Here is a 14,979-nt window from a genome sequence, read left to right on the forward strand (position 1 = left end):
GTCATGGGCCTTGGTCGGCAGCGGAGTTGGGCCGCTTCGACGGAAGGTCGCCCGGGCTCGGACAGCAGTCTCTGGAAAACCCGTGGAATCCCCTTGCGCAATGGTCAAGAAACGTTGACCATTGCTCGCATGCCTGCCGATGACCTCCCCGAGACGTTTCACGTCACCACTGACGAACAATTGCGCGCGGTCTCCAATCTGACCCGCCACCGGATCATGGCGGCGCTCCGCTTCGAGCCCGCGACGATCACGCAGATCGCCGAGCGAGTGGGTCTCGCGAAGGGGAGCTCCAGCTATCACATACGGCTGCTGGAACGGGCCGGCCTGGTGAAGGTGGTACGGACGCGGAAGGTACGCGGTGTCACCGAGCGGTACTACGCGATGGCCGCGCGGTCGATCGAGCTGCCGGATCCGGGCGAGGGAGGGCCGGATGTGCTGATGCGCCATGCGGTGGCGGACCTGGAGGCGTCGCCGGTGGACGGCGAGCGGCACGTACGGATGGCTCATCTGCGGCTCACCGAGGAGCAGTTCGCGCAGTTGGGGGCGCGGCTGGAGGAACTGGCGGATGAGTTCCAGGCGCTGTCCGATCCGTCGCTGCCGGACGCGTCACTCGTCTTCGCACTGTTCCGTCCGGCACCGCGCGAGCAGGCCGAGGGGGGTGCCAAGTGACCTCAACCGCTCGGAAGTTGCCGACCGGGTTCGGACGGCTGTGGACCGCGCAGACCATCTCCTCGCTCGGTGACGGGGTGTCGCACGCCGCACTGCCGCTGATCGCGTTGACGCTGACGCGGGATCCGATGGCACTCGCCGTCGTCACGGCCGCCGGCACGCTGCCGTGGCTGCTCTTCGGGGTGCTCGGCGGTGCCCTGGTGGACCGCTGGGACCGCCGACGCACGATGTGGGTCGCGGACGCGTCGCGTGCGGCGCTGCTCGCGATACCGGCGGCGGCAGCCGCGCTCGACGCGCTGAGCATTGCGCTGCTCGCGGCCGTCGCCTTCCTGCTCGGCCTCGGCGGGCTCTTCTTCGATACGGCCGCCACGGCCTACCTGCCGGATCTGCTCCGCCGCGACCCCGCACTCCTGGAGCGCGCCAACTCCCGCCTGCGCGGAGCCCAGACCGCCATGTCCGGTTTCGCGGGACCGCCTGCCGGCAGTGCGCTGCTCGCGCTCGGCCGGGCGGTTCCACTGCTCGCCGACGCGGTGTCCTTCCTGTTCTCCGCGCTGCTCGTCCGTACGCTGCCCGCCATGCCCCGGCCCGTGCCGGAAGTCCGCGAGTCGCTGCTTCGGCAAGCGCGGGCCGGCGCCTCGTACGTCTTCCGGGACCGGGTGCTGCTCGGACTCGCGCTCCGCCCGGCGGTCGGGAACGTCGCCTTCCTCGCCGTGGAGACCGTCCTCGCCCTCTTCGCGCACGACCGCCTCGGCATCGACACCTACGGCTTCGGCCTGCTCCTCACGGCGGAGGCCACCGGCGGTCTTCTCGGCGCAGGCATCGCCTCCTACCTCGGCCGACGACTCGGCACCGGCACCGCGCTGACCTGCACGGCCGCCGTCGAAGGGCTGGCCATCCTGGGCCTGGCCGCCGCCCCGAACCCGTACGTGGCCGGGCTCGCGCTCGCCGTCTGCGGGGTCGGCATGGGAGCCACCATGGTCCTCGCACCCTCCCTCCGGCAGGCGATCGTCCCCGCCCACCTCATGGGCCGGGTCGCCTCCACCTCCCGCATGCTGGCCATGTGCGCCGCCCCCATCGGGGCCTTCCTCGGCGGCTGGCTTGCCACCACCTACGACATCCGCACCCCGCTCTACGCCGCCGCCGGCCTCCTCCTGACGATGACGGCCGTCACGGCATCCATGACCAGCAACCGCCGGGTCGAAGCGGCCCTGCGCGCCGCCGCCCCGGCCGACGGCCCAGCTGACCGGGCAACCAAGCAGCAGCCCGCCCGGCAAAGTGCGTCCGACGTGTTGTGAAGCCTGCCGGGAAGGCGTCGACAGATGTCGGGTGCCAGGCCACGGTTTGACTGCCTCATGGAAGCCGAGAGCGCGTGGTCAGGGTCCATGCTGTGCGTCGGCGGAGGGAGAGGTGACGGTGGCGGCGTCGATGAGTTGGCGCAGGGCGCCGTAGTAGACCTCGTCGTCGGTCACGGCGGGCACGATCGCGGCCAGGTGACCGGTCAGCGCCGGAAACTCCTCCGGGTCGAGCGCGGCCAGCGCGGTGCGCGTCGCGGCCCGGGTGGCCTTGGGGTCGCGGTGGTCGACGAAGCTCGCGCTGCCGAGTGTGAGCAGGTACAACCGCCGGTACGCGGTGATCGCCTCCTGCGGGCTCATCCCTGCCGCGAGGCTGTCGGCCAGCTGCGGCTCCACCAGGCGGGCCAGCAGGTTCGATCCCAGCCAGGGTCGCGTCCCGCGCAGCGCGAGCAGCCCGGGGTGGGCAGCGAGCAGCCGGTACAGCGCGAGGAAGCGCGCTTCGGTCGCCGTGGCCCAGTCGGTTCCCGGCTCGATCACGGGGAGGCGGGCGGCCAGGTGGTCGGTGCACAGGTCGAGGAGGCCGGCCATGTCGGTGCAGCGCCGTTGGAGGGAAGCGAGGGAGATGTCCAGTCGCACGGCCAGGGCCCGGAAGGTCAGCGCCTCGGGGCCACCCTCGTCAACGAGGAGAAGGGCGGTCTCGGCGATGCGGTCCGGGGTCGCACGGTCCAGGGAGGGTGAGTGACGCGGCATATGAGTCACTGTACGATACGACGTATCGAAAAGCCCGGCCGAAGAGGGGGGTCGCCCCCTCGACAGGAGCAGCACCATGGACCAGCTCACCTACGGTGACGTCAAAGCGGCCGCCGAACGGATCAGCGGCCGGGTCCGCCCCGTCAGCCTTGCTCCGGCCGACGCCGGCAGCGCGCCGGGACCGTGCGAGCTGTGGCTGGCGCAGGAGTTCATGCAGCACACCGGCTCCTTCAAGGCCCGCGGCGCGCAGAACTTCCTCCAGGCCCACCGCGACGCCGGCACCCTCCCGGACACGGGGGTCGCCATCGCCTCCGGTGGCAACGCGGGGCTCGCGTGCGCGTGGGCCGCGCGACAACAGGGCGTCACCGCGACCGTCTTCGTACCCACCACCGCACCCGCGGTGAAGGTGGCCAAGCTGCGCGCGTACGGCGCCGTCGTCCGCCTCGTCGGCACGGAGTACGCCGAGGCCCTCGCCGCCTGCCAGGAGTTCGCCGGCACCACCGGCGCACTCACCTCCCACGCCTACGACCACCCGCTCATCGCGGCGGGCGCGGGCACCCTCCTGGAGGAGATCCACGCCCGGCTGCCCGGCCTGGACACGGTCGTGGTCGCCGTCGGCGGTGGTGGGCTGTTCGCCGGTGTGTCCACCGCCGCCCGACACCACGGGATCCGCGTCGTGGCCGTCGAGCCGGAGAACTGCCGGGCCCTGAACGCCGCCCTGGAGTCCGGGCGCCCGGTCGACGTCCGCGTGGACTCCGTCGCCGCCGACTCCCTGGGCGCCCGCCGCACCTCCGCGATGGCACTCCACGCGGCCCAGCAGGACAACGTGCGCTCCGTCCTCGTACCGGACAGCGAGATCATCCGGGCCCGCCAGGCGCTGTGGGACGACCGCCGACTCGCCGTCGAACACGCCGCCGCCACAGCCCTCGCCGCCCTCACGGCCACCGAGGCCCCCTACCGGCCCGCCCCCGGCGAGAAGGTCGCCGTCGTACTCTGCGGCGCCAACACCGACCCCAGCGACCTCGTCCACTGACCAGCGAGACCACGCCCCCGCCGGCGTGTGGGAGCGCGTCCTGTCTTGGCTCTGCGACCTCAGCTCAGCTCGGCTCGCCTGGCTCGTCGGTCAGCCAGGGTTCTCGCCGGAGTCTGCGGGCTGGGAGTCGTCCAGGGTGGTCCGGTCGATGTCGTCGTTGGCCGCGGCCCAGCTGGCCAGCAGGTTCAGGGCGTCCTGGGACGGGGATGCGGGCTCGGCGGTGTAGGTGAGGAGGAACTGGCTGGGGCCGTCGGGGAGCGGGAAGGTCTCGAAGGGCAGGTCGAGGTCGCCGACGACCGGGTGATGGAGGAGCTTGACGCCGGTGGTGTGCATCCGGACGTTGTGGGCCGCCCAGCGGCGCCGGAACTCCTCGCTGCGGGTGGACAGTTCCCCGATCAGGTCCGTCAGCCGTCGGTCGTAGAGGTCGCGGCCGGCTTCGGCGCGCAGCATGGCGACCGTGTCGTTGGCGACTTCGTCCCAGTGGCGGAAGAACTCTCTCGCGTGCGGGCTGAGAAAGACGAACCGGGCGTTGTTCGGCGGCCGTACGGGATCGGCGTAGACGAGGGAGAACAGGGCGCGCCCGAGGTGGTTGGCGGCCAGGATGTCCCCGCGTCCGCTGAGGATGAACGCGGGTGTGCCTGCCATCGAGTCGAGGACGCGCTGCACCGCGGGCCGGACTCGCTGCTGGGCCGGGCGGCGGCGTGGGGGGCGGGTCGTGCCGGCGCCCCTCAGGAGGTCGAGCAGGTGGATGCGTTCGGCCTCGTCGAGCTGAAGTGCCTGGGCGATGCCTTCGATGACGCTCTCGGAGACGCCGGTGGCGTTGCCGCGCTCCAGCCGGGTGTAGTACTCGCTGGAGATGCCCGCCAGGAGGGCGACCTCCTCGCGGCGCAGCCCGGTGACCCGTCGGCGCTCTCCGCCGTACAGGGGCAGTCCGGCCTGCTCGGGGGTGACCCTGGCCCGTCGTGTGACGAGGAATTCCCGGATCCCCGCACGGAAATCATCACGGATGTCGCGGTTATTGCCTTGCGGGTCGTTTCTGCCTGCCATGCGCTTCACTCTACGAGCGCTGGCGCCGGGCTGGGGGTCCCTGTCAGTGACCCCCTCATCAGGGACTCCCACCCTCGCGTGACAGCGGGTTTTGTAGGTGGTGCACCGCCCACGGCGATGCGAACCCCCGCACACACCAGGTGCCGGATCACGGCGCCTGAAAGGAAAGTCCTCATGAGCAAGGTCATTCTCGTCACCGGTGCCGGACGCGGCCTGGGCACCGACATCGCCCGCGAGGCCCTCGCCGCCGGCCACCAGGTCGTCGCCACCGGCCGCCGCCCCGACGAGATCGAGAAGACCCTGGGCGGGCCGCAGGACAACCTGCTGGTCACCAAGCTCGACGTCACCAGCCTCCAGGACGCCGAGTCCGCCGCGCAGGCCGCCGTCGACCGGTTCGGGCGCATCGACGTCCTGGTCAACAACGCCGGTAACCTCTTCACCGGCTACTTCGAGGAGATCTCGCCCGCGCAGATGCGCCGGCAGTTCGAGACGAACCTCTTCGGCCCGATGAACGTCACCCGCGCCGTTCTGCCGATCCTGCGCCGGCAGCGCGCCGGCCACATCATCACCATCACCTCGACCGCCGGCCGGGTCGGCATGGAGTTCACCTCCGCCTACGCCGCCTCCAAGTTCGCGGCCGAGGGCTGGATGGAGTCGCTGCGCTACGACGTCGAGCCGTACAACATCCACACCACCGTCGTGGAGCCCGGCTACTTCCGCACCGAACTCCTCGTGGACGGCTCCACCACCTGGCCCGAGCTGTCCATCGAGGACTACGCCCCGCGCACCACCCCCAGAATCGAGGGCATGAAGAGCATGAACGGCAAGCAGCCCGGCGACCCCGCCAAGCTCGCCCGCGCCCTGCTCACCATCGCCGGCCAGGACAAGCCCCTCCAGCGCTTCATCGCCGGCGCGGACGCCATCGAGGCCGCCGAAGCCAAGGCGAAGGAACTCCTCGCCCAGGCCGACGCCTCCCGCGAACTGGGCGACAACCTCGCCTACGCCGACACCCACGCCTGAACAGCACACCCCCACGCACAGACCGAGGCAGAGGACCGGTCGAGCGCACTCCTCGACAGCGAGGAGAGAGGTGCACGCCCCTCAACGGCGAATACGAGCCGAGCAAGGCGCAGTGCATACGTGACCAGTACAGATCCCCGCCGCCCCTCCCTCGCCACACGAACACCCACAGCTATCGCCCACCGAACAGGCTCAACGGCCACTACGACAAGGAGTACCTCATGAAGCACGTATCACTGGGCGGGCTCGATGTCTCGCGCATCGGCCTGGGAGCCATGACCATGGCCGGCACCTACACCACCGGCGGAGGACTCGACGACGCCGAGTCGATCCGCACCATCCACCGGGCCCTGGACCTCGGGGTCACCCACATCGACACCGCCGAGATCTACGGACCCTTCCACAGCGAGGAAATCGTCGGCAAGGCCATCAAGGGCCGCCGCGACGACGTCGTGGTGGCGACGAAGTTCGGCCTCGTCTCCCACGCCGGTGACGGCCCCGGCGTGATCGACAGCAGCCCCGCCAATGTGAAGACCGCGGTCGAAGGCTCGCTCCTGCGGCTCGGCATCGACCACATCGACCTCTACTACCAGCACCGCGTCGACCCCGACACGCCCATCGAGGAGACCGTCGGCGCGCTGGCCGAGCTGGTCGCCGAGGGCAAGGTGCGCCACATCGGCCTCTCCGAGGCCGGCCCCGACACCATCCGCCGGGCGCACGCCGTGCATCCGGTGGCCGCGCTGCAGACCGAGTACTCGCTGTGGACGCGTGACGTGGAGGCCGAGATCCTGCCGCTGCTGCGCGAGTTGGGCATCGGCTTCGTCCCCTACTCGCCGCTCGGGCATGGTCTGCTGACCGGGCAGATCCGTAGCGTCGACGACTTCACGGACGACGACTGGCGCAAGACCAACCCGCGCTTCACCGGCGAGAACTTCCAGCGCAACCTGGCGATCGTCGACGAAGTGCAGGCCATCGGCGCCGAGATCGGAGCCACCCCCGCGCAGACAGCGCTGGCATGGCTGCTGACCCGCGGCAACGACATCGCCCCCATCCCCGGGACCCGCCGTGTCACCCGCGTCGAAGAGAACACCGCCGCCGACGCCGTCCAACTCAGCGCCGCGCAGCTCGACCGCCTGAACAACCTCACGCCTGCCGCGGGCGAACGCCACGACGAGGCGAACATGGCCAGCATCGACCGCTGAGCCGCAGCGAAGATCCCACCCCACCTGCACCCATTCTCAATTCACTGACTACTGAAGCGGTTTCTCCCATGTCCAAGGTTCTCCTTGTCGTAGGCCACCCCGACCTGTCCCAGTCGAAGGCCAACGCCGCGCTCGTGGACGCCGTCCGCGATCTGGCCCATGTCACCGTGCACGACCTCTACGCCGCCTACCCCGACTTCCAGATCGACGTCGCGGCAGAGCAGGCGCTGCTCGCCGAGCACGATGTGATCGTCTTCCAGCACCCGGTGTTCTGGTACAACACCACGCCCCTGTTCAAGCAGTGGCAGGACAAGGTCTTCACCTTCGGCTGGGCCTTCACCATCGACGGCTCCCCCTCGCAGCTGGCCGGCAAGAAGGCCGTCGTCGCGGTCACCACCGGTGTCCCCGCCGACCACTACACCCCCGAAGGCTCGAACCAGGCCACGATCGAGACCCTCCTCAGCAACTGGCACGCCACCCTGCGACTGTGCCAGTTCGACATCCAGCAGCCGATGGTCAAGGTGCACGGCACCGCCTTCGGCCTCTCCGACGAGGACCTGGCCACCTCCGCCAAGCAGTACAACGAACTGCTCGCCTCCTACGCCGCCTGAGCGCATTCTCACCACGGCGGCGGCCCTTGCGGCACCGCAAGGGCGGCACGAACGCCGTCAGGACGCTGCTCCCGGACGGGACAGCCGGGTCAGCTGTCGGTGCACGAGGGCCAGTGGTCCAGCGCCCACTCCGGCCAGCCCGGCCAGCCGGCCGGCGGGGGCGGGATCTCGCCGCCGGCGAGTTCAGCGGCGTCGGGCACCTGGAACTGCTCCCGCCATCGGTCTACGTCGGCCTCAGTCATCGGGAACGTCTGATGCGGTGCCGTTGTCTGGCGGTGCGCGATGCGGGCGAGCTGGACTTCCTTGTCCACGGGCAGATAGACCACCTGGCATGCTGCCCCGGCCGACCGTGCCAGCCAGCGCAGTGCCGAGCGTTCGTCGCGGCCCCAGAGCCCGTAGTCGAGCACGACGTTGGTCCCCAGCCGCAGCGCCTGCAGGGCGACCGAGATGAGCCGCCCTTCGAGCACGAAGCGCTTGCCGTCGGCCATCGAGTCGTCGAAAAGCGGCACCATCCAGTGATCCGGGGTCAGCCGCAGCGCCCGGTGCGTCACGGCGAGCTCATTGGCCCGGGTGGTCTTCCCGGCTCCGGGGAGCCCGACCATCAGGAACAGGATGGCGACAGCCGGGTCCTGTGTGACGACGAGCCCGGCTGTATGCGGGCATGGGTACGGGTGTGGGTTTTCGTGCTGTGCGTCGAAGCGCTGCGACTGAGACATGTCTCCCCTGATCAGGCAGGATGGCCCGGCAGCACAGAGACCAGTGGGTGGCTGCCGGCAGAACACTGATCCGGCGGTACATCAGCAAGGGGCCGTGGTTACGGCAGCCTCGGACACCGCCGCAGAGCGGCGGTACGGGTAGTCATAGTGGCGCAGCAGCACATGCCCGCACGATAACCGACCACGACGCCGATCCCTTCAGCAAGCTGCCCGTCACAAGCGTCCGCACGGTCACGCCGACCACCGGGACGGGGACGGGCATCGCGGACCGGGCAGGCAGTGGATCATCCCGGCCGGCTCCCCGGTAACGTGAGGGTATGAGCCATCCACACCCAGAACTCAAAGCCGCCCCTCCCCTGCCCAACGGCGGACTGAGAGTGACCGCCCTGGGAGGCCTGGGCGAAATCGGCCGGAACATGACCGTCTTCGAGCATGCCGGCAAGCTGTTGATCGTGGACTGCGGTGTGCTGTTCCCGGAGGAGAACCAGCCCGGCGTGGATGTGATCCTCCCGGACTTCACCTCCATCCGGGACCGCCTCGACGACATCGTGGCCGTCGTGCTCACGCATGGCCACGAGGACCACATCGGCGGTGTGCCCTATCTGCTGCGGGAGCGGGCGGACATCCCCGTCGTCGGCTCGAAGCTCACCCTCGCCTTCATCGAGGCCAAGCTCAAGGAGCACAGGATCACCCCGCGCACCGTGCGCGTGCGGGAGGGCGACCGGCGCAGCTTCGGCCCCTTCGAATGCGAGTTCGTGGCCGTCAACCACTCCATCCCGGACGGGCTGGCGGTGGCCCTTCGTACCGCCGCCGGGCTGGTGCTGCACACCGGTGACTTCAAGATGGACCAGTTCCCTCTCGACGACCGGATCACCGACCTGCGCGCGTTCGCCCGGCTCGGCGAGGAGGGTGTGGACCTGTTCCTCACCGACTCCACCAACGCCGAGGTTCCCGGCTTCACCACCTCCGAGCGCGAGCTGAACCCCGCGATCGAGCAGGTGATGCGGACCGCCCCGCGGCGGGTCATCGTCTCCAGCTTCGCCAGCCATGTGCACCGCATCCAGCAGGTCCTGGACGCCGCCCACCAGCACGGCCGGAAGGTGGCCTTCGTGGGCCGCTCGATGGTCCGCAACATGGGCATCGCCCGCGATCTGGGCTATCTCAAGGTCCCGTCCAACCTGATCGTGACTCCCAAGGAGCTGGAGAAGCTCCCTGACCACAAGATCACCCTGGTCTGCACCGGATCCCAGGGTGAGCCGATGGCGGCCCTGTCCCGGATGGCCAACCGCGACCACCAGATCCGTATCGGCAAGGGCGACACCGTCCTGCTCGCCAGTTCCCTGATCCCCGGTAACGAGAACGCCATCTACCGGGTGATCAACGGTCTGACCCGGTGGGGCGCCAACGTCGTCCACAAGGGCAACGCGAAGGTGCACGTCTCCGGCCACGCCAGCGCCGGCGAGCTCGTCTACTGCTACAACATCGTCCGTCCCCGCAACGTCATGCCCGTGCACGGCGAGTTCCGTCACCTGCGGGCCAACGCCGACCTCGCCATCCGCACCGGCGTCGACCCCGACCGGGTCGTCATCGCCGAGGACGGTGTCGTCGTCGACCTCGTCAACGGCCGCGCCTCCATCACCGGCAAGGTGCCCGCGGGCAACGTCTACGTGGACGGCATGGAAGTCGGCGGCGCCACCGAAGCGTCCCTCAAGGACCGGGTCACCCTCGCCGAGGAGGGTGTCATCACGGTCGTGGCCATCGTCGACGCCGACACCGGCGCCCTGGCCGAGGCCCCTGACTTCCTGGCGCGCGGGTTCGTCCACGACGACACCACCTTCGAGCCGGTCATCCCCGTCATCGAAAAGACGCTGGCCACCGCCGCCCAGGAAGGCGTCGGCGACGCCCACCAGCTCGAACAGCTCATCGCCCGTGCCGTGGCCAACTGGGCGTTCCGTGCCCACCGCCGCAGGCCGCTGATCATTCCCGTGATCATCGACGCCTGACCGGGCCGCCGTCTCGGCTCCGGGCTCTCACGCCCGGGCGGAGTATGCGTCGCCACACCGGCGACGGCAGCCGAGCATTCACGAACGTCAGAAAGGTAGCGGATGAGCCTGCGCTTCGAGGAGATCGATTGGCGACCGACGCCGATCGGCGAGATCAGTCTGCGCAGGCGCCGCCACCCGGTCTCGGGGGACGACGTGTACGAGGTGAAGCTCGGCGATGAGTTCCTGATGTCCAGTCTCTTCACCGTCGGCGAGGTCGCGCTCACGGAACTCGCCCTGGCCGAGCTGCCGGACGCCGAGCTGGACGTCGCGGTCGGCGGACTCGGGCTCGGCTACACCGCCCAGGCGGCTCTGGACGATCCCCGGGTGCGCTCGCTGACCGTGATCGACGCGCTCGCCGAAGTCATCGACTGGCATCAGCGGCACTTGGTACCCCTGGGGGCCCGGCTGACGTCGGACGCCCGTTGCCGCTTGGTGCACGGCGACTTCTTCGCGTTGGCCGCCGACCCCGGCGGCCTGGACGCGCAGGAGCCGGGCCGTCGCTTCCACGCCATCCTGCTGGACGTCGACCACTCACCACGCCATGTCCTCCACCCCCGCCATGCCGCTCTCTACCAGCCGGCCGGGCTCCGCGCTCTCGCAGCTCACCTGCGCCCCGGCGGGGTGTTCGCCCTGTGGTCGAACGACCCGCCGGACGAGGAGTTCACCTCCACCCTCACGAAGGTCTTCGCACACGCAGCGGCCCATGTCGTCGACTTCGACAACCCCCTGCAGGGCGGCACCTCGACCAACACCGTCTACCTCGCCCGCACGGCACCGGACACACCGTAGGACGCTGGCGGCCGGCACCCGGGCCCACACGTCGAGGAGCGTCGTCACGCCTGCCTCGCCGTGACGGAGTCCGACCTGGCGATCCACGGGACCCTGCTCCGCCCGGGAAGTCGACTTGATCGGCTGCCGCCTGGCTGGGAACGCGAGGCCCGCAAGCACGGCGCCCCCGCGTCCTGCCGTGGGGCCGTCGATCGGACGGTGGCAGCAAGCTGGAACTGGAGTAGTTGACCGCCGAGGACTTCGATCGAACACTGCCCCACTTCCAGCCCGGGGACGCGGTCATCGCCACGGCAACGGGGGCCAGGCCCGACCTGGACACCGCAGGCCCGCACATGCCGCCGGACGGTCTGGCCCAGATCGGGAGCGACACACCCCTGGGCCGCGCGGCGTCGAGCTTGCCTGACGCACCGTCAATACCGCGTGAGCGCAGCTACGAATCCGGCCCACAGCCTGCGACGCCACCACCTGTATTGAAATCCCCGTACCAGGGAATTCAGATATGGAGTGCTCTGACAGGGAAAGGACCAAACCGTGATGATATCTCACATGTTTGACCGACGTGTTCTCGTCATCACGATGCACGACGATCCCGGCATCGATATGAGGGCGGCCCTGCTCACCGAGATCAGCGACCTCGTCCACGCATACAAGCCCGCTTCGGTCGTGATCGTCCTTGACCAGCCCGCGCCAACCCAAGCCGCGCTCAGCGTGGTACTGCGCGCCCACCGGTTGTGCAGCCGCCTCGGCCTGGTGATGTCCGTGGCCACTCGTAGCGCCCCCGCTCGACGCCTCCTCGCGGCCAGCGTCGAAATGGAAGAACACATTCGACTGGTCATCCACGCCAGCGCCGACACGGCAATCGCCACGGCCACCGCACTGACCATGGCGGCATGAGGACCAGCCACCAGCCGCGGCCCTGAACGCCCAGCATCAGAGCACAGTCAGCAACGGTCACGCTGTTGAGGATGAACCCGCCCGGGCTACCCAGCGACCCTCTCGTTACGCTCCACGCGCGCCAGCCACTGCCACGCCCGTCTGACCGAGACGGCGCCAGGACGCTGACCACGCAAGCTACGACGCGGAGGGTCGCGAGGCGCGTTGCGCGCACATCTTCCGCTCGGCCTCGACCGGTCACGGCCCGGACGATTCGCCCTCCTGGTTGTTCGTCCGCGCGGGCGGGTCCTCGTCGTCCTCGGGATCCTCGCCCTCTGCCTGAGACGGGGTCGTGCGGGGTACGTCCCGGCGGTCGGGCGACTGGGGTGCGTCGTCCGCTGTGTCCTGTGGCTGTTCGCCTTCCGCCTGGGAAGGGGTTTGCTCGCTCATGTCGGCCTCACTGTCGGCCGTGTTCGTACCCCCGTAAGTCACTCCTTGGTCGGAGGGCCGGGTACCCCCGGCCGAAGCACTCACCCTGGTGAGAGCGGGAGTTCGGAACGTCCGCGCGCAAGGGAAACGCCACGGCAGCCCGGCTCGCCCAGCCGTTCATTCGTGCTGGTCCGCGGCCAGTTCCTGGGTACCGGCACCCACTGTTCCGCTCCGTGGACCACTGCAGGAGAGCCAGGTCCCCACCAGGATTGGATCAGCGCCTCCTGGGCACCCAGAGTGACGCCAGAGGCGAGACCCGACGAATGGAGATGCCCGATGGTGGCGGAAACTTTGGTGCCGGCTCCGCCGGTGTCGTTGCTGACACCTCCGGGCGTGTACGCCCCCCAGTGGGACACAGGGCTTCTGGTGCGAGCCATGGGCCAGGAGGACGTCGGCTCCGCGACCGACGTCCTGGACCTCGGCACCGGCAGCGGCGCGGTCGCTGTGCAGGCGGCGCGGCTGGGTGCCCGGGTGACCGCCGTCGACATCTCACGGCTGGCCGTGCTCACCGCGCGCGTCAACGCGCTGCTGGCCCGGCAGCGGGTCCGCGTCCGGCGCGGCGACCTCACGACGGCGGTGACGGGGCAGTCGTACGACCTGGTGGTCAGCAATCCGCCCTACGTCCCCTCCCCCGCCGCCCGGCTGCCGCGCCGGGGTCCGGCTCGGGCCTGGGAGGCGGGCGGGGACGGCCGGATCTTCGTGGACCGCATCTGCGAGGCGGCTCCCACCGTGCTGCGTCCGGGAGGGGTCCTGCTGATCGTGCACTCCGGCCTGTGTGGGACGGAGACCACGCTGCGGCTGCTGGCAGAGCGCGGACTGCGTGCCTCGGTCGCCGACCGCGCCGTGGTGCCGTACGGGCCCGTCCTCCGTTCCCGCCGACCCTGGCTCATACGGCAGGGGCTGGTCGACGCGCACGACAGTGACGAGGAGCTGGTGGTCGTCCGCGCCGAGCGACCGTGAGCACGAAGGTGGCCTGCGCCGACGGCCATTGAGCCCGGACAGGCCCTCCTTGGAGGCCACTTGGGCAGGGAAAACGCAACTTCGACATGTCTCGCAGCGGCAGCTACCTTCACCTGGTCGTCGGCCAACCAGGGAGAGACGCATGCCCCAACTTGCTCTGTACACATTCGGCGTCCTGAAGTCACCTCTCGTCGATCCCGCGCCTCTCACGCGCGAGTTCTACGACATTGGTGAGGCCGTCTACCGGGAGTTCAGTCGGCATCCTGGATATCTCGCGCGTGCTGAAGCGGCAGAAAACGGTGACCGGGGCGCGCTCTTCGGGACGGACTGGGGCGCCTGGGGAGAGTTCGCCGCACCGGCCTGGTACGGCAAGGGCCGTACGGTGGAAACCACCGCCTTGGCCACGACGCTCTCACTCTGGACCGATCTGCGCCCCGCCTTCGACGCCGTCTACACCGGTCTGCACCGCGGTGCACTGAACAGGCGTTACGACTGGTTCGAGAGGACAGGGCGCCCGAACTACGTGTTCTGGTGGGTTCCTGACGGCGTGACACCCACCTGGCAGGACGGGGTTTCCAGGCTGGAACACCTCCACGACCACGGCTCCGCGCCGCACGCGTTCACCTTCCACCACTCGTTCGCGCCGGATGGGTCCAGCGTCAAAAGCCCGACGGGATGAGGGCCCAACGCCTTCGTCAGAGAGGCCGGCCGCCGTGTTCCTGCACGGCTTTTGCCAAGTGACTGGCGAGCGGCTCGGGCAGGTGGTCGCCGTGCACGGTGTTCATGAGTGTTTCCGCGAGCAGGCGGAGTTTGGTGTTGCTGGTCTGCGAGGTGGTCACCAGGACCTGCCACGCCTGCTCCGCGCTGATGGTGTAGGCGGCCATGAGGATGCCACGGGCGATGTCGATGGCCGGACGGGTTTGCATGGCGCGTCGCAGTTGTTCGATCTCCGCCCTGATGCCGTCGTTGGCCGGGTCCGCGTCAGGCTGCGGCCCAGAGGGTCCCCTGTCGCCTCCCGTGGCCGTTGCGGTGAGCTCGTCGACGGTGCCGGTCAGCTCGAGCAGGCGTTGTACGGCCGGGCTGGAGACTTTGACGGTGAGCGTCTTGGCGGCCTCGCAGGCACGTCGGCGCACGTGCAGCAGAACGTCGAGTCCGGAGCAGTCGCAGAACCCGATCCCGGCGAGTCGACTTCCACGCCGTCCGCGGAATGGTCCAGCGCCTCTTGCAGGATCTGTCCCAGTGCGGGGCTGTTGCCGAAGTCGATCTCGCCGGACACCGTCACCACAGTGTGATGGCCGTCCGCGTCTGCGTGGATGGTCAACGACAACGGGGGAACGTGCGAGACGGGGCGCCGTCCCGCGCCGCAGTCGATGCAGAACTCCCGCCGGACGCCTGGCAGGGCAGTTACCTGATCGGACATGGCCGCTCCGAGCATCCGTCCTTCCGTGCTTCTTTCAGCATCCCCGTCTCTCGCTTTCCACGT

Annotated in this window: 16 protein-coding genes; 11 read left to right on the forward strand and 5 right to left on the reverse strand. The window is 69.6% G+C overall.

The genetic code is table 11. The features are described from left to right. Nucleotides 1–129 precede the first annotated feature (129 nt). Nucleotides 130–669, forward strand: a complete 540-nt coding sequence (locus OG381_RS03730) for an ArsR/SmtB family transcription factor (protein WP_327714635.1) — start codon at nucleotides 130–132, stop codon at nucleotides 667–669. Beyond that, on the forward strand, nucleotides 666–1,964 hold the full coding sequence (locus OG381_RS03735; protein WP_327714636.1) for an MFS transporter: 1,299 nt from the start codon (nucleotides 666–668) through the stop codon (nucleotides 1,962–1,964). The genes OG381_RS03730 and OG381_RS03735 overlap by 4 nt, the downstream gene beginning before the upstream one ends. Nucleotides 1,965–2,042: 78 nt before the next feature. Here the strand turns inward: OG381_RS03735 and OG381_RS03740 are convergent, their stop codons facing one another. Continuing rightward, nucleotides 2,043–2,711: a TetR/AcrR family transcriptional regulator C-terminal domain-containing protein gene (locus OG381_RS03740; RefSeq protein ID WP_327714637.1), complete on the reverse strand. Its 669-nt coding sequence runs from the start codon at nucleotides 2,709–2,711 to the stop codon at nucleotides 2,043–2,045. A 76-nt stretch (nucleotides 2,712–2,787) separates the two neighbouring features. Here OG381_RS03740 and OG381_RS03745 point away from each other — a divergent pair, with 76 nt between their 5' ends. After that, complete coding sequence (locus OG381_RS03745) at nucleotides 2,788–3,744, forward strand: threonine/serine dehydratase (protein WP_327714638.1); 957 nt, start codon at nucleotides 2,788–2,790, stop codon at nucleotides 3,742–3,744. A 90-nt stretch (nucleotides 3,745–3,834) separates the two neighbouring features. On the opposite strand, the gene OG381_RS03750 is transcribed toward OG381_RS03745, so the two are convergent. Beyond that, on the reverse strand, nucleotides 3,835–4,791 hold the full coding sequence (locus OG381_RS03750; RefSeq protein WP_327714639.1) for a helix-turn-helix domain-containing protein: 957 nt from the start codon (nucleotides 4,789–4,791) through the stop codon (nucleotides 3,835–3,837). Nucleotides 4,792–4,965: 174 nt separating this feature from the next. On the opposite strand from OG381_RS03750, the gene OG381_RS03755 reads away from it, so the two are divergent. From OG381_RS03755 to OG381_RS03765, 3 genes are all read left to right on the forward strand, one after another. Next, nucleotides 4,966–5,811: an SDR family oxidoreductase gene (locus tag OG381_RS03755; protein ID WP_327714640.1), complete on the forward strand. Its 846-nt coding sequence runs from the start codon at nucleotides 4,966–4,968 to the stop codon at nucleotides 5,809–5,811. A gap of 221 nt (nucleotides 5,812–6,032) precedes the next feature. Further along, nucleotides 6,033–7,013, forward strand: a complete 981-nt coding sequence (locus tag OG381_RS03760; RefSeq protein WP_327714641.1) for an aldo/keto reductase — start codon at nucleotides 6,033–6,035, stop codon at nucleotides 7,011–7,013. Between the two features lie 68 nt (nucleotides 7,014–7,081). After that, on the forward strand, nucleotides 7,082–7,624 hold the full coding sequence (locus OG381_RS03765; protein ID WP_327714642.1) for an NAD(P)H-dependent oxidoreductase: 543 nt from the start codon (nucleotides 7,082–7,084) through the stop codon (nucleotides 7,622–7,624). An 89-nt stretch (nucleotides 7,625–7,713) separates the two neighbouring features. Here OG381_RS03765 and OG381_RS03770 read toward each other — a convergent pair whose 3' ends face one another. Beyond that, nucleotides 7,714–8,226 carry an AAA family ATPase gene (locus OG381_RS03770; protein WP_327722375.1) on the reverse strand — a complete coding sequence of 171 codons (513 nt, stop codon included), beginning with the start codon at nucleotides 8,224–8,226 and terminating at the stop codon, nucleotides 7,714–7,716. A gap of 431 nt (nucleotides 8,227–8,657) precedes the next feature. Between OG381_RS03770 and OG381_RS03775 the strand changes: the two genes are divergently transcribed. From OG381_RS03775 to OG381_RS03785, 3 genes are all read left to right on the forward strand, one after another. Then, nucleotides 8,658–10,343 (forward strand): ribonuclease J, encoded by a 1,686-nt coding sequence (locus OG381_RS03775; RefSeq protein ID WP_327714643.1) that lies wholly within the window; start codon nucleotides 8,658–8,660, stop codon nucleotides 10,341–10,343. A gap of 102 nt (nucleotides 10,344–10,445) precedes the next feature. Further along, entirely contained in the window at nucleotides 10,446–11,174 is a 729-nt protein-coding gene (locus OG381_RS03780) for a spermidine synthase (protein ID WP_327714644.1), read from the forward strand. Nucleotides 11,175–11,720: 546 nt separating this feature from the next. After that, nucleotides 11,721–12,068 carry a hypothetical protein gene (locus OG381_RS03785; RefSeq protein ID WP_327714645.1) on the forward strand — a complete coding sequence of 116 codons (348 nt, stop codon included), beginning with the start codon at nucleotides 11,721–11,723 and terminating at the stop codon, nucleotides 12,066–12,068. Nucleotides 12,069–12,305: 237 nt separating this feature from the next. On the opposite strand, the gene OG381_RS03790 is transcribed toward OG381_RS03785, so the two are convergent. Then, nucleotides 12,306–12,497 carry a hypothetical protein gene (locus OG381_RS03790; RefSeq protein WP_327714646.1) on the reverse strand — a complete coding sequence of 64 codons (192 nt, stop codon included), beginning with the start codon at nucleotides 12,495–12,497 and terminating at the stop codon, nucleotides 12,306–12,308. Between the two features lie 315 nt (nucleotides 12,498–12,812). Here OG381_RS03790 and OG381_RS03795 point away from each other — a divergent pair, with 315 nt between their 5' ends. Together OG381_RS03795 and OG381_RS03800 are read left to right on the forward strand one after the other, a co-directional pair. Next, nucleotides 12,813–13,496, forward strand: a complete 684-nt coding sequence (locus OG381_RS03795) for a HemK2/MTQ2 family protein methyltransferase (RefSeq protein WP_327714647.1) — start codon at nucleotides 12,813–12,815, stop codon at nucleotides 13,494–13,496. A 142-nt stretch (nucleotides 13,497–13,638) separates the two neighbouring features. Further along, nucleotides 13,639–14,175 carry a DUF3291 domain-containing protein gene (locus OG381_RS03800; RefSeq protein ID WP_327714648.1) on the forward strand — a complete coding sequence of 179 codons (537 nt, stop codon included), beginning with the start codon at nucleotides 13,639–13,641 and terminating at the stop codon, nucleotides 14,173–14,175. A 16-nt stretch (nucleotides 14,176–14,191) separates the two neighbouring features. Here the strand turns inward: OG381_RS03800 and OG381_RS03805 are convergent, their stop codons facing one another. Continuing rightward, nucleotides 14,192–14,629: an ANTAR domain-containing protein gene (locus OG381_RS03805; RefSeq protein WP_327714649.1), complete on the reverse strand. Its 438-nt coding sequence runs from the start codon at nucleotides 14,627–14,629 to the stop codon at nucleotides 14,192–14,194. Between the last annotated feature and the right edge of the window lie 350 nt (nucleotides 14,630–14,979).

It is taken from the genome of Streptomyces sp. NBC_00490, assembly GCF_036013645.1.
In the GTDB taxonomy this organism is placed as follows: domain Bacteria; phylum Actinomycetota; class Actinomycetes; order Streptomycetales; family Streptomycetaceae; genus Streptomyces; species Streptomyces canus_F.